Raw genomic sequence first — 12,612 nt, 5'->3', positions numbered from 1 at the left:
TATTCTTATTGTTCTTTCGAATCTTTGGGATTTCGTTGTTATACGTGTTAGTCGTTTTTCTCCGACGACGTTTGCTTTTGGGCGAGCGCCTCGGCTTGGGTCGCTTCGAGCTCCTGTGCGGCCTCGTGCTGGCGCTTGTCGATGACGTCGATGCCGTTGCGGATATCGCGGTCGTAAGTGGTGACTTGGTCTTTCAGGGCCTTCATCACGTCGGCGCAATAGGCGTTGGCACCCTGCACGAGCTTGGTCGACTTGGTCTGGGCGTCGTCCAGGATCACGCGGGCCTTCTGCTGTGCCAAGTCCACGACGCGTTCCTGCCCGGCTAGGATCTGCGCTTGCTCCTCGGCGTTCTGCCTGATCTGCGCGGCCTGGCTCTGCGCCTTGGTCACGATGGCCTGGGCCTGGCTTTGCGCGTTCTGCAGACGGCGTTCGGCCTCACGCATCAGGGAAGAGGCACGTTCGAGCTGAACGGGAAGCATGGCTTTGAGCTGGCCAAGCTGGTCGAGGAACTCGTCGCGGTCGAGACGAACCATGCCGGGAGTGAAAATGCTCGACTTGGTCTCCTCGATGGAAGCGCTCATCTGGTCGATGATGTCATAAACCGTCGTGAACTCGTCGCGGCTTTTGCTCTCGGCGTCGTCTTTTCGCTCCGATTCGTTGTTTTCGTCATTGTCGTCATTATCGGCGGTAGAGACTTCGTCGTGGTGTTCCCGCAGGTCGGGAAGGTCGGAGGGGGAGGTGAAAAGCGGCTTGGCTGCCTTCGGAGAAGACGTCTCGCCGGTTTCGTCGCCGGCATTGTCGTTCGTTTCGTCGCGGTCAACCGAGACCGGTGAGCTTTCGCCGTCTTCGTCATGGTTCGGCGAAAGATTGTCTACCGGAATGACCTTCGAAATGGTATCGTCTTCCTCGTCGCTGAGGTTTTTCTCTTCCGTCATCATTGACTCTTTTCTTTCTGAAGTTGCTCGGCGAGCATGCCGACCACGCAATCGGGCACCATGCCGGTGACGTCGCCGCCGTGACGCGCCACATCCTTGACGATGGTGCTGGAAATGTGTTCGAGAATCGGGTTCGCGGGCAGGAACATGGTTTCGACGCCGGAAAGCTTGCGGTTGACCAGCGCCATGCCGAGTTCGGCCTCGTAATCGCCGTTCTGTCGCAGCCCCTTGACGATGACTGAGGCGCCGACCTTGGTGCAGTAGTCGGTGATCAGTCCGTCGGTTGAAGCGACTACCACGTTAGGGTATCCGTCTTTGACCAGCGCCCGCTTGATGACATCTACACGGGTGTTTTCCGAAAACATGGGGGTTTTCGCGGAGTTGACGGCCACGACAACATGTACCGTCTCGAAAATGCGCGCGCTGCGTTCGATAACGTCCAAATGCCCTGCCGTGACTGGATCATACGAGCCTGGGCACACTGCAATAGTCATATTCCCAAGAATAACGCCTGACGCTGATTTCCGCTGTATCGACGTGAGGCGTGCACAATGTGATAGTAAAAAATAAGGTACAATAAAATAGTGAGATTCTGCATTATTTCAAGCGCGAACCCGGGATGTTCAAGATGCATATGACCATGTATAATTGTCATACAGGTAAGCAGGTTGACGATTACGATGGCCTCGATCCCAACGGTCACCAGTGGTCTCAGGGCCAGTTTGGCGATTGATTTTGGATGGGGTGTAATGCTTAGAGATGAATGGTAGGTGAATCGTTACTTGTGGTAAATGCTCGACGCTATGATATATCCAGCATTTCGATGTGTGGTGTATAGATGGATGGCAGGATACCTGATAGGAGACGGCATGACTGACTTTTTCGAATGGACGAACAGAGCTGCTCGGCGATCGAGCGGTTGGCGAGATGAGGCCGGATTCGAGAACCCTAACCGAGACCCGGATTCCGGTGCTGGGACGGCGGTACTCGAGCGCCCCGAGACCAATGAGGAGACCGAGCGCAGCGACGACGGCAATACCGACCGCTTTGCGCATTACGTTTCGCGTGACCGTATTAACGAGTCCCAGCTTACCGGAAGGCCTGTGGTGGCGCTGTGCGGCAAGATCTGGGTTCCCAAGCATGACCCGTCGCATTATCCGGTCTGCCCGGATTGCAAACGCATCTACGAGGAAATGGACGGCGAGTAAAGCTAAGTAGTTGCTTTTGGTGGCAAGAAGTATTGACTGCCGCTTTCAAAAGGCTGCATATACCAAGCGATAAGCGGTATATGCAGCCTTTTTGATGGTGCATTTGATGTATTTTGCTTGGAATATAGAAAAGCCGGCCTGCGATTTCTTTTGACGGCTAGCGCCAGATTGGAACCGCAGACCGGCTTTTAGCGTTTATATTCGCTTTGGTACTCCATTCTCTACAGTACATCAATTTGCGTAGGGATTGACGGATCGCCCTTCATCAGCGACTGCGCGGTGATCGGCAGCTCGGCCAGAGCCTTCGCGTGATAATTGTGCGCGGCGACGATGGCGTCGTGACCCTGATACTGCGTGTTGGCCTCGCCATGGTCCATATAGCTGACCATCAGGTCCTTCCAACCGGCCTCGGGCTGGAACTTGGCGAGCTTTTCCTCGGACCCGGAGATGACGTGCTCGGCGCTCGCAAGGTCATATTCATAGGAGCGGAACGCGAGCTTGCGGCCGGGGACAGTGGCCTTGTTTTCCGAGTGCTTGGCGACGGGCACCATTTCGCCGTTGTCGCCTTCGCGCTCGGTGAGCTTGTAGACCATCGCGCAGGTCGGGGCACCGGAACCGGTGACCAGCATCGTGCCGACGCCGTAGGAATCGACGGGCGCGGACTGCAAGGCGGCCAGGGCATATTCGTCAAGGTCGTTGGTGACGGTGATCTTCGTGTTCTTGGCGCCGAGGGCGTCGAGCTGGTTGCGCACGCGCTGGGCGAGGGCTGCGAGATCGCCGGAATCGATGCGCACACAGCCAAGGTCGGGGCCGGCCACCTCAACTGCCGTCTTGATGGCCTTTTCGATATCGTAGGTATCGACCAGAAGCGTCGTGTTCGCGCTCATGGCGTTGACCTGAGAGGCGAAGGCGTCACGCTCGGAATCGTGGACGAGGGTGAAGCAGTGGGCCGAAGTGCCGATGGCCTTGAGCCCGTAAATCTGGGCGGCGAGTAGGTTCGAGGTGCCTTGGAACCCGCCGACGACGGCTGCGCGGGCTGCGGCGACTGCGGCCCATTCGTTGGCGCGGCGGCCGCCCATATCCATGCAGGGACGATCCTTGGCGGCGCTGACCATGCGCGAGGCGGCTGAAGCCACGGCGGAATCATAGTTGAGGATCGAAAGCAGCAGCGTTTCAAGCAGTGTGCATTCGCCGAACGTGCCTTCGACCTCCAGAATCGGGGAGTCGGGGAAGAACATCTCGCCTTCGCGATAGCCCTTGATGGAACCGGTGAACTTGAAGTTTTCGAGCCATTTGATGGTTTCTGGGCTCACGATTTTGCGGTCGGAGAGAAACTTCAGGTCATCCTCGTTCAGGTGGAAGCGTTCGAGCGCGTCGAGGATGCGCCCGGTTCCGGCGAGTACCCCGTAGCGCCGGCCGAGCGGCAGATGGCGTGTAAACACCTCGAAGACGCACTTGCGGTTCGCGGTACCGTCCTTGAGCGCCGCGTCAAGCATCGTGTATTCGTACATATCGGTCATCAAAGCCGGTGAATAATCCAGCATCACATGCCTCCCTGAGGTGTGCCTCTTCCGTGCCTCGCGTTGTCGGTTCGGGCACGAGATTTGCGTTGCCGGATTCCCCGGCCGCGTTGCTTTCCATTTCGAGTCTAACCCGACACGGCGATTAATAGTAATAATGACTATAAGTAGACATTTCGGCGTTGATCTACGCAAGGATACCAGTGAATCCGATTGTTTTCTCGCGCTGTCCATAAACTTGGCTTCCATGAAATATTTTGTCGGAATCTATCGTCTCGTCATCGCTTTTTTCTGCCTGACGTGGACGAGCGTGGCTTGGGGCGAGGCCAGCTATTGGGTCTACTTCACCTACGAAACGAACTTTTTGCTGGGGCTGGTGATGTTGTGGGCCGGTATCGCCTGCCTGATCGACGGTAAACAGCCGCCGGCGTGGCTCAAGGGCGTTCTGACATTATATATATTGATTACCGGCATCGTCGCGGCCACGTTGCTGCCGCCGGCCAACCCCGCCACCGTCAAATACGTGTTCGGTATTATGACCAACCAGATCCTGCACAGGGTCGTGCCGATTCTTGCGGTCATCGATTTCATCCTTTTCGATGCCCATCGCCGCTTCAAGTGGCACTATGTGCTCACCTGGCTCATCTATTTCCCGTTCTATCTGGCATTTGTGCTCATCCGCGCGCAGCTTTGGCCTCATTCCGGGCCCGAGGCCGGCGGCAATCCGTACCCGTACGGTTTCATCGACGTCAACAAGATCGGCTGGAACCAGATGTGGATCAATATCGCCATGTGCATTGTCGCGTTTGCCATCATGGGGCTTGTTATTTTCCTGATTGATCGCATCCTGCCGAAGAAACCGCTGATTGGCTCCGTTCGCAACTGAATAAAAGCGCTATTTCCCGCACTCCACACACATTTGTGCTGGAAAAGTCCTAAATAAAAACTTTAAATGCGTTGTTTCCCGCATAAAAGTGTGGGGACTGCGGGGAATGTCGCATTTGATGAGATGAATTTGTATTGCGTTAGTCGTAGAGGTGTTGATCTGTGCTAAAAGGCATGGTCGAATTGTCTGCGATAGCGAAGCTGTCAGGTAAGTGGTAGAGCGTTGAACCGACGTGACCGGTTGATGGTAGGTTTGCGGTATGGCTGAAATCAAAGATCTATTGGATAGCAACACCGTGGTGCGTCCTGACGGACGTGCCGTCGACGAGCTGCGGCCCGTCAAAATCACCCGTCATTTCACCGATGCGCCGGAAGGTTCCGTCTTGATCGAATGCGGCAACACCCGCGTGATGTGCACGGCGACCTTCGCGCCCGGTGTGCCTCGCTGGCGCAAGGATTCCGGACTCGGCTGGGTCACCGCCGAATACGCGATGCTGCCGCGCGCCACCTCCGAGCGCACCCCGCGCGAATCGGTGAAGGGCAAAGTCGGCGGGCGTACGCAGGAAATCAGCCGTTTGGTCGGCCGTTGCCTGCGCGGTGTCATTGACATGAAGGCGCTGGGCGAGAACCAGGTGCAGTTGGACTGCGACGTCCTGCAGGCCGACGGCGGCACTCGTACCGCTTCCGTGACCGGTGCTTACGTCGCGCTGGTCGACGCGCTGCATTGGGCCGAAAAGCACAAGCACATCCGCTCTGCCAAAAAGGCCATCAAGGACCAGATTTCCGCGGTTTCCGTTGGCGTCATCAACGGCACCCCGATGCTTGACCTGCCCTATATCGAGGACAGCCAGGCCATGACCGACATGAACGTGGCCATGACCGGTTCCGGCAAATTCATCGAGATCCAAGGCACCGCCGAACACCGTCCCTTCACCCGCGACGAGCTCAACGTGCTGCTCGAGCTCGCCGAAAAGGGCAACAAGGAACTCCAGCGCGCGCAGAACGAAGCGCTCGCCAAGGACTGAATTCCTGTTTGTCAAGTAATAAAAGGAAACGCCATGAAAATCGTCGTCGCCACGCATAACGAGGGCAAGCTGCCCGAGATCCGCACCATCATCGAGGCTGAGTTGGGTAATGCCGCCCGACACGTCGAGCTGGTTTCGGCCGGTTCAATGAACCTACCCGACCCCGTTGAAACGGGCGTGACGTTCGAGGAGAACGCCTTGATCAAGGCGCGGGACGTGGCCAAGCGAACCGGATTGCCGGCGCTCGCCGACGACAGCGGACTGATTGTCGATGTGCTGGGCGCGGCTCCTGGCATTCTTTCGGCACGATGGGCCGGCGCCCACGGCCATGACAAGGCGAACAATGCCTTGCTGCTCGCCCAGCTCGAGGATATTCCCGACGGCAAGCGTGACGCGCGGTTCAATTGCGCGGCGGCGTTGGTGGTGCCGAAGCATTGCGGCGAAGAACGGGCGAATGGCACGACACCGAAAACCGAGGAAACCGTCAAGTTCGGCGAGATGCGCGGCGTGGTGATCCGTGAGCCGCGCGGTGAAAACGGTTTCGGCTATGATTCCATTTTCGTGCCGAACGAGCAGCCCGGCCGTTTGAACGACGATGGCGAAAAACTGACCAGCGCCGAGATGAGTGCCGAGGAAAAGAATGCGATTTCGCACCGTCACAAGGCTTTCGTCGCCCTTGCACCCGCAATCAAGGAACTCATCGGTTGAGCGGCAGCATCCTTACATGGCAATGAGGAAGTGGGCTACGGTCATCATAATCGTGCCGAGAATGGCGGTTACGCAGAGAATGAAGCCGGCGAGTTTGGCGTTGCCGAGCACCTTGTCGGTGAACATCGTCGAGAAGATGGCCGTCGGTGCGAGGCAGCACATCACCACGGTCTCGCGGACGAGCGGGCTGAACGGCAGGATATACCAAGCCAGCAAAGCGAAGATGATTGCGCAAGGTATGCGCCAGGCCAGAACTTCGCCGACGAACTTGAAATCGTGCTTTGAGCCGGGCAGGTCGGTCAGCATGCCGACCATCACCATCGAGCAGAACGCGTTGGCCGCGGAGAAGGGCTGTGAGACCTGAGCGATCCAGGTGGGGAAATGGAAGTTGAAGAGCATAAGCACTAGCATCAGAATATAGGTGTCGAACGCCGGTGAGGTGACGAAACCCTTGATGATGTTGCGGATCAGCGCACGCCTTTGAAACCGTCGCGCGTCGCGGTCGGTGGCTTTGATGCGTGGCAAAGTCGGTGCGTCACCGGCATGCTGCTCGGCCAGCGTCTTGCCCGGTGCAATGTGCAGCAGGTTCTGCGTCATCACGTTCGTGCCGGCCGCGACCATGATGTCATTGCCGATATCGAACATCGCGGCGGGAATCAGCGCCGCAGGCCCCAGAAACGCCTGGACCATAGGGAAGCAGAAGCATCCCACGTTGAATCCGCTGCCATTGAGCATCAGGAACGCGCGGTCGGCGACGGGCCGGTGGCGCGTGACGACGAAAATCAGCAGCGGCGGAATCAGCGCCGCACAAAACGAGAAACACGAGAGCAGCAGAAGGTTGAGCTGGTGCGGATTCGTGGCGAACGAATAGATAATGGCACCGGGCAGCACGATATCGAATTCGAGCACCTGCACCACGCGGTAGTCCTTCGGTCCAAGGATTCCGGAGCGTTTGAACAGGTAACCCAACAAAATGATCAGCAGCAGCGTCGCCGGTTGAATGAGTGCTGACATGAATCCGTCTTCTCCTTCTTTGTACGTGGCGATCTTGCCAGACGGTTACCTTCCTCTGGCTTATATCATAGACCGTCGGTCGCCATCGGACGGCTGGAGGTCGGCAGTGCGGATGTCAGATGAGTACTCGTGTTTGTCGGATGTGCTTTGTGCCTTCATATCCACTGTTGATTGTCTTCTTGAAAATATTGGCGTGTGTTGGATACCGGATCGTTTTCCCTAGTTGCCTTTTCTCAGTTCGAAGATAATGCGCTGAGCCACCATCTCATTGGTGACCACATCGGTGAACAGATGGCCGCGCAACGCGCCCAGCAGCGCCTTGGTCTTGAACGTGCTTTTGACCACAACGAAGCGGATAGGCGTCTGCAGGATAGTGTTCAAGTCGAGGCCGAATGTGGTGTCATGGTGTTGGTTGAGGAAGTTGCCGTAGATGTCATAGGGGCGGCCATAGGCGAGTCCTGCGACTTGTTCGAGATTGACTTGCGGGAAGATCTTGTTGACGTTTTTCGACCAGGTCGGGATTGATTTGATCGAGTCCAGCGTGCCCAGGCTGGTGAAAATCAGCTCCATGCGTGCCGCCATCTTGAGCGTTGCAGTGGCGGCGATTTCTTCCATCATGCCCTTGCGGGTGTCGTCCTTGACGATATAAAGCGGACCGGCGAGCGTCATGTATTCGCTGGAGAACCGATCGGCGATGCGTTCGACCATGCGCATCGATCCCGCTTCTGAATGGTATTTCATGTTTTCGCCGATGAATTGCGTGAAGACCGAGTTCTCGAGCACGCCTCCGTGGAATTCATTGATGATGTTGTAGATCACCGATCCCCACGTAGTGCCGATGACATGGCTTTGCAGGATATAGCTCTCCACCTTGCGTGCGGCGAACCGGTTGATGTTGTCGAGGTTCTGTTTGGGGTCGGCGCTGTTCTTGAGAATATAGAGATTTTTGATGCCGAAATATTCGCCGAGTTGTCGTTCGAGCTGTTGGTTGCGCACATCGGGGGACTGGATGGTGAACGTTACGATTCCGTCTTCTCGCGCCTCGTCGAGGTATTTGTTGACCAGGTATCGGCTGAGATGGTATTTGGAAGAGAGCTCGGCAAGGTTCATATTGGCCTGGTAGTAGTCCTGTGCCAGATTGGCGAGTAATTCTTGTGTGACCATCCCTGTCTCCAATTTATAAGTCGATACTGATTAATCGTTTCAGATTTAAAAATTTTAAATACAGTTTACATCTGTTAATAGAAGTAAAATAATTTTTTTAATTTTTTAAAAAACGTCAATATAGTTTTGCTGAATTTTAAGTTTTTGTTACCCTAAAACCGTTATTAACTCGACGATGAGAATCATCGGAAATGGTCAATGTGGACGGTCAGAAAGGACTTATCCACATGGCCGGGGAGGAGCGGAAAATTGGTAGATCAGAATCGTGTGCTCGAGCTGCATGAACGGCATACCGGTGTGCTGGGGGTGTGCGGCGAATTGCCGGTCACCAGTCGCGCCCAGCTGTCCGAAGCCTACACCCCCGGTGTAGCAGGTTTGGCAAAGCTCATCGAAAAGGATCCTTCAGCGAAGAAGCGCTATACCGTCAGCGGCAAGCTGGTGGCGGTTGTGACGGATGGTTCGGCGGTCCTGGGACTGGGGAACATCGGTTCGGCGGGTGGGTTGCCCATCGTTGAAGGCAAGTCCCTGCTCTATAAGCAGCTTGCCGGTGTCGACGCCATCCCGATGACGCTGGAACAGGTTTCCGCCGATGAGTTCGTGGAGACCGTCGTCAATTTCTCGCAGTCGTTCGCCGGTATCCATTTGGAGGACATCGCCGCTCCGAAGGTCTTCGAGATCGAGGAGAAGCTACGCGAAAGGCTGGATATCCCCGTTTACCATGACGATCAAACAGGCACGGCGATTGTGGTGCTGGCTGGACTTATCAATGCGGCCAAGGTCGTAGGCAAGCCATTGCAGGCTCTTCGTGTGGTCATCAACGGTGTCGGCGCCGCAGGTGTAGCGACTTCGAAACTGTTGCTGGCGGCGGGCATCCATCATCAGACTCTTGTCGACATTCATGGTGAGGTCACGCCCGGAGACACCTCTTACAACCGTTACCAGCGAGATCTGGCCTCCCATGTGGATATGGTGCCCGGCGAGACCCTCAATGATGTCATTGCCGGTGCGGATGCGTTCATCGGCGTTTCCGTCGACCATGTCCTCGACGGTGCTGAAGTGCAAAAGATGGCCGATTCGCCGATCATTTTCGCCTTGGCGAATCCGGTTCCCGAAATCGATCCCGACGAGGCGTTTGCAGCTGGCGCAAAGGTCGTGGCCACGGGCTCGTCTCAGTGGGCCAACCAGGTCAACAATATCCTCGTTTTCCCCGGTCTGTTCAAGGGGTTGCTCGAATACGGGGTCAATGAAGTGAGCGTGCCGTTGCAGCTGCGTGTGGCGCAACGGCTTGCAGCCCTTATCGATCACCCAACCGCCGATAGGGTGGTTCCGGGCGTTTTCGATGAAGGCGTGGTCAAGGCGGTCGAAGGCGCCGTCGCCGAGTTCAAGGAGAAGTGAACATGACAGATTCGCCAACTTCCGTCAATCTGAATAAGGATGAGCAGAAATCCGCCGAGTCCGACAGCAAGTCGTCGAAGGGCTCCGGTCTGTGGTTCAAGATCAAATCGCTCAAGATAGGCTTCATGCCTGTCGGCCTCTGGCTGGTGCTTGCCGTGGGCTATGTGCTGCTCGCCATCACCAACGTCATGCCCAAGAATGATATGCTCATTTCCCTGGGTGTGATGGTCGTCTTCTCCTATCTGCTCGAGGAGATCGGCAACAACATCCCGATTCTCAAGTCTCTGGGCGGCAAGGTCCTGGTAGTCACCTTCCTGCCCTCCTTCCTGGTGTTCAAGCATTGGCTTCCGGACAGCACCGTCAAGACGGTCTCCGATTTCATGAACAACAACAACTTCCTGATGTTCTTCATCACGTTGCTGGTTGTCGGCTCGATTGCCTCCATGAACCGCAAGACGCTCTTGAAGGCCACTAGCCGCATCATCGTGGTGCTGCTGCTCTGTGACGTCATTGGTTCCTTGGTGGGCACCGGGGTCGGTATGGCGCTGGGGCTTTCGGCCTACAAGGCGTACTTCTTCATCGTCGCCCCGATTATGGCAGGCGGTGTAGGCGAAGGCGCTATGCCCATGGCTATGGGCTATGCCGCTATCTTGAGTGGCACCACCTCCGGTGACATCTTCGGCCAGATTCTCCCCGCAGTCATGCTCGGCAGCCTCGTGGCGGTCGTCTGTGCAGGCGCGATGCGCAAGCTGGGCGAGAAGAAGCCGGAACTGACCGGCAACGGCAAGCTCATCGACGACGAAAGCGACAAGCTCGAGAGCCTCAAGACCAAGGGCGGCGAAGTGAGCATCGAGAAGATGCTCATGGCCATGGTCATGGCTATCGCCTTCTATTTCCTCGCGGTGTGGCTCAACTACGTGATCAAGACCTACCTGCATTTCAACCTGCCGTCCCCGATCATCGTGCTGATCGTGCTCATGGCCGCCAAGATGCTGGGCTATATCCCCAAGGACATCGCCGAAGGCGGCGCCGCGCTCAACACCTTTGTGGTCAAGGGCATCACGCCCCCGTTGCTGTTTGGCGTAGGCGTCGCTCAGACGGACTGGAACAAGCTCATCGAAGTGTTCAAATCCCCGGCTTCCATGGTTGTCATCTTGGTAACCGTGCTCGCCATTGTGGCGACGGCGTTCATTTCGGCGAAGGTCCTTGGTCTCTACCCGGTCGATACCGCCATCGCGGTGTCTTGCTGCTCCGGTCAGGGTGGTACTGGCGCACTGGCCATTCTCGCTGCCGGCGACAGGATGGAACTCATGCCCTTTGCCCAGGTCGCGGTCCGTCTCGGCGGCGCGATGACGGTGACGGTCGCCATCTTCATCATGGGGCTCGTGGTCTGAGTCTGGCCTGAGTTTGGAGAGCGACGAATGATGACAACGATGCGGGATATGTATTTATCAGACCCGATGACAATGCGTCAGTGGAAGGAATTCCTTGAATCGCAAGGAATCCAGGAATTCCGGTCCGGTGAGGTCGAGCCTCTGGAAGAGACCATAGGGCTCTTCGACGAGGACGACCGGCTGGTCGCCACTGGCTCATTGGCAGGGCCGATCCTCAAATACATTGTCGTTCGGCATTATGACAGCGAGCATAGCGCGTTGTTCAACCGCATCGTCGGCGAGCTTGTCGCTAGGCTGGCCGAGCGCGGGGTCACTCATTATTCCGTTTTTACCAAGCCTCGTTACATCGCCAGTTTCGAGCATGTCGGCTTTACTTGTCTCGCCCGTGTCGAGCGGGGCGGGTTGTTGGAAAGTGGTATGCCCGGCATCGACACCTACCTTGAACATGTTCGTGACTTGGGCGGCTGGCAGGCGTCGGCGGCCATCGTCATGAACGCCAATCCCTTTACCCTAGGGCATCGGAGACTGGTGGAGGCAGCAGCGCATGACAATGAGCACGTCTATGTGTTCGTCGTCCACGAAAACCGGTCTCTGTTCACCACCGATGAGCGTTTGCGATTGGTGTGCGAAGGGGTGGCGGATTTGAAGAACGTCACGGTCGTGGACGGGGGTGACTACCTGATCGGGTTCGCCGCTTTTCCCGCCTATTTCATTCCTTCGTCCAAAGATGTCATTGATTATCAGACCAGATTGGACGCGACATTGTTCCGTGATTGGTTCGTTCCCGCCCTCGGCATCACTCGCCGGTACGTGGGGAAGGAACCATATTCGCCCACTACGCAGGTCTATAACCAAGCGCTTAAGGATGTGTTGGAGCCACGTACAAAAGTCACGGTTATCGAACGCAGGCAGGTCGGGCAGGAGCCCATATCCGCCTCACGTGTCCGCAGGCTTATCGCCCAAGGGGACGTGGATGGGCTCAAGGGCCTGGTGCCTTCGACCACGAAAATTTTCATACAAGATCATCTGGCTCAATTGCAGATGAGAATCTAGAAAGGAACAGCAGTTTATGGATATCACACATACCGCGACTGCGGGAACCTTGGAGTCCTCGGACATCCAGGTGACGCTCGCGCCAGGAGGTGACGGAATCGACATCGATCTGACCTCCGACGTCATCAAGCAATTCGGCGATCAGATCAAGGCCTCGATCACCCAAGTGCTCCACAACTACGGCATCACTTCGGCCAAGGTCAAGGCCGTCGATAAAGGAGCGCTTGATATCGTCATCAAGGCACGCACCGTGGCCGCCGTGCAACGGGCGCTCGATATCGTCGATCAGCCCAAATGGGAGGTACTCTGAA

13 protein-coding genes are annotated in these 12,612 nt (G+C 56.5%); 8 read left to right on the top strand and 5 right to left on the bottom strand.

Features of this window, described 5'->3' with window-relative positions:
• Nucleotides 1-47 precede the first annotated feature (47 nt).
• Together PT279_RS03490 and coaD are read right to left on the bottom strand one after the other, a co-directional pair.
• Complete coding sequence (locus tag PT279_RS03490) at nucleotides 48-938, bottom strand: cell division protein (RefSeq protein ID WP_277165496.1); 891 nt, start codon at nucleotides 936-938, stop codon at nucleotides 48-50.
• Entirely contained in the window at nucleotides 935-1,429 is a 495-nt protein-coding gene (gene coaD, locus PT279_RS03485; protein WP_277165494.1) for a pantetheine-phosphate adenylyltransferase, read from the bottom strand. The genes PT279_RS03490 and coaD overlap by 4 nt, the downstream gene beginning before the upstream one ends.
• Nucleotides 1,430-1,804: 375 nt before the next feature.
• Here coaD and PT279_RS03480 point away from each other — a divergent pair, with 375 nt between their 5' ends.
• Nucleotides 1,805-2,143, top strand: coding sequence for a DUF3039 domain-containing protein (locus tag PT279_RS03480; RefSeq protein WP_277165492.1), 339 nt, complete (start codon nucleotides 1,805-1,807; stop codon nucleotides 2,141-2,143).
• A 221-nt stretch (nucleotides 2,144-2,364) separates the two neighbouring features.
• Here the strand turns inward: PT279_RS03480 and PT279_RS03475 are convergent, their stop codons facing one another.
• Nucleotides 2,365-3,687 carry a nicotinate phosphoribosyltransferase gene (locus tag PT279_RS03475; protein ID WP_277165489.1) on the bottom strand — a complete coding sequence of 441 codons (1,323 nt, stop codon included), beginning with the start codon at nucleotides 3,685-3,687 and terminating at the stop codon, nucleotides 2,365-2,367.
• Between the two features lie 223 nt (nucleotides 3,688-3,910).
• Here PT279_RS03475 and PT279_RS03470 point away from each other — a divergent pair, with 223 nt between their 5' ends.
• The 3 genes from PT279_RS03470 to rdgB all read left to right on the top strand — a co-directional run bounded on the left by PT279_RS03470 (nucleotide 3,911) and on the right by rdgB (nucleotide 6,281).
• On the top strand, nucleotides 3,911-4,549 hold the full coding sequence (locus PT279_RS03470; RefSeq protein WP_277165486.1) for a Pr6Pr family membrane protein: 639 nt from the start codon (nucleotides 3,911-3,913) through the stop codon (nucleotides 4,547-4,549).
• 259 nt (nucleotides 4,550-4,808) lie between these two features.
• Nucleotides 4,809-5,573 carry a ribonuclease PH gene (gene rph / locus PT279_RS03465; RefSeq protein WP_277165484.1) on the top strand — a complete coding sequence of 255 codons (765 nt, stop codon included), beginning with the start codon at nucleotides 4,809-4,811 and terminating at the stop codon, nucleotides 5,571-5,573.
• Between the two features lie 33 nt (nucleotides 5,574-5,606).
• Nucleotides 5,607-6,281 carry an RdgB/HAM1 family non-canonical purine NTP pyrophosphatase gene (gene rdgB, locus PT279_RS03460; protein WP_277165482.1) on the top strand — a complete coding sequence of 225 codons (675 nt, stop codon included), beginning with the start codon at nucleotides 5,607-5,609 and terminating at the stop codon, nucleotides 6,279-6,281.
• A gap of 12 nt (nucleotides 6,282-6,293) precedes the next feature.
• Here the strand turns inward: rdgB and PT279_RS03455 are convergent, their stop codons facing one another.
• Together PT279_RS03455 and PT279_RS03450 are read right to left on the bottom strand one after the other, a co-directional pair.
• Nucleotides 6,294-7,295: an AEC family transporter gene (locus PT279_RS03455; protein ID WP_277165480.1), complete on the bottom strand. Its 1,002-nt coding sequence runs from the start codon at nucleotides 7,293-7,295 to the stop codon at nucleotides 6,294-6,296.
• A 219-nt stretch (nucleotides 7,296-7,514) separates the two neighbouring features.
• Entirely contained in the window at nucleotides 7,515-8,459 is a 945-nt protein-coding gene (locus tag PT279_RS03450) for a sugar-binding domain-containing protein (protein ID WP_277165477.1), read from the bottom strand.
• 249 nt (nucleotides 8,460-8,708) lie between these two features.
• On the opposite strand from PT279_RS03450, the gene PT279_RS03445 reads away from it, so the two are divergent.
• From PT279_RS03445 to citD, 4 genes are read left to right on the top strand one after another with little or no spacing between them, the layout of a single operon-like run.
• Nucleotides 8,709-9,854, top strand: a complete 1,146-nt coding sequence (locus PT279_RS03445; protein ID WP_277165475.1) for a malic enzyme-like NAD(P)-binding protein — start codon at nucleotides 8,709-8,711, stop codon at nucleotides 9,852-9,854.
• Between the two features lie 2 nt (nucleotides 9,855-9,856).
• Entirely contained in the window at nucleotides 9,857-11,248 is a 1,392-nt protein-coding gene (locus PT279_RS03440) for a 2-hydroxycarboxylate transporter family protein (RefSeq protein WP_277165474.1), read from the top strand.
• 27 nt (nucleotides 11,249-11,275) lie between these two features.
• Nucleotides 11,276-12,301: a [citrate (pro-3S)-lyase] ligase gene (citC, locus tag PT279_RS03435; protein WP_277165472.1), complete on the top strand. Its 1,026-nt coding sequence runs from the start codon at nucleotides 11,276-11,278 to the stop codon at nucleotides 12,299-12,301.
• Between the two features lie 16 nt (nucleotides 12,302-12,317).
• Nucleotides 12,318-12,611, top strand: a complete 294-nt coding sequence (gene citD / locus PT279_RS03430; protein WP_277165470.1) for a citrate lyase acyl carrier protein — start codon at nucleotides 12,318-12,320, stop codon at nucleotides 12,609-12,611.
• Nucleotide 12,612: the final 1 nt, after the last annotated feature.

Origin of the sequence: Bifidobacterium sp. ESL0784 (genome assembly GCF_029433295.1) — a bacterium.
Taxonomy (GTDB): domain Bacteria; phylum Actinomycetota; class Actinomycetes; order Actinomycetales; family Bifidobacteriaceae; genus Bifidobacterium.
Note: the sequence above shows the minus strand (reverse complement) of the source record. Positions and strands in the feature narration are given on the sequence as shown.

Excerpts from the sequence above, each read along its gene's own strand:
- PT279_RS03490 (WP_277165496.1), bottom strand. The coding sequence starts at position 938 with ATGATGACGGAAGAGAAAAACCTCAGCGACGAGGAAGACGATACCATT.
- coaD (WP_277165494.1), bottom strand. The coding sequence starts at position 1,429 with ATGACTATTGCAGTGTGCCCAGGCTCGTATGATCCAGTCACGGCAGGG.
- PT279_RS03480 (WP_277165492.1), top strand. The coding sequence starts at position 1,805 with ATGACTGACTTTTTCGAATGGACGAACAGAGCTGCTCGGCGATCGAGC.
- PT279_RS03475 (WP_277165489.1), bottom strand. The coding sequence starts at position 3,687 with ATGCTGGATTATTCACCGGCTTTGATGACCGATATGTACGAATACACG.
- PT279_RS03470 (WP_277165486.1), top strand. The coding sequence starts at position 3,911 with ATGAAATATTTTGTCGGAATCTATCGTCTCGTCATCGCTTTTTTCTGC.
- rph (WP_277165484.1), top strand. The coding sequence starts at position 4,809 with ATGGCTGAAATCAAAGATCTATTGGATAGCAACACCGTGGTGCGTCCT.
- rdgB (WP_277165482.1), top strand. The coding sequence starts at position 5,607 with ATGAAAATCGTCGTCGCCACGCATAACGAGGGCAAGCTGCCCGAGATC.
- PT279_RS03455 (WP_277165480.1), bottom strand. The coding sequence starts at position 7,295 with ATGTCAGCACTCATTCAACCGGCGACGCTGCTGCTGATCATTTTGTTG.
- PT279_RS03450 (WP_277165477.1), bottom strand. The coding sequence starts at position 8,459 with ATGGTCACACAAGAATTACTCGCCAATCTGGCACAGGACTACTACCAG.
- PT279_RS03440 (WP_277165474.1), top strand. The coding sequence starts at position 9,857 with ATGACAGATTCGCCAACTTCCGTCAATCTGAATAAGGATGAGCAGAAA.
- citC (WP_277165472.1), top strand. The coding sequence starts at position 11,276 with ATGATGACAACGATGCGGGATATGTATTTATCAGACCCGATGACAATG.
- citD (WP_277165470.1), top strand. The coding sequence starts at position 12,318 with ATGGATATCACACATACCGCGACTGCGGGAACCTTGGAGTCCTCGGAC.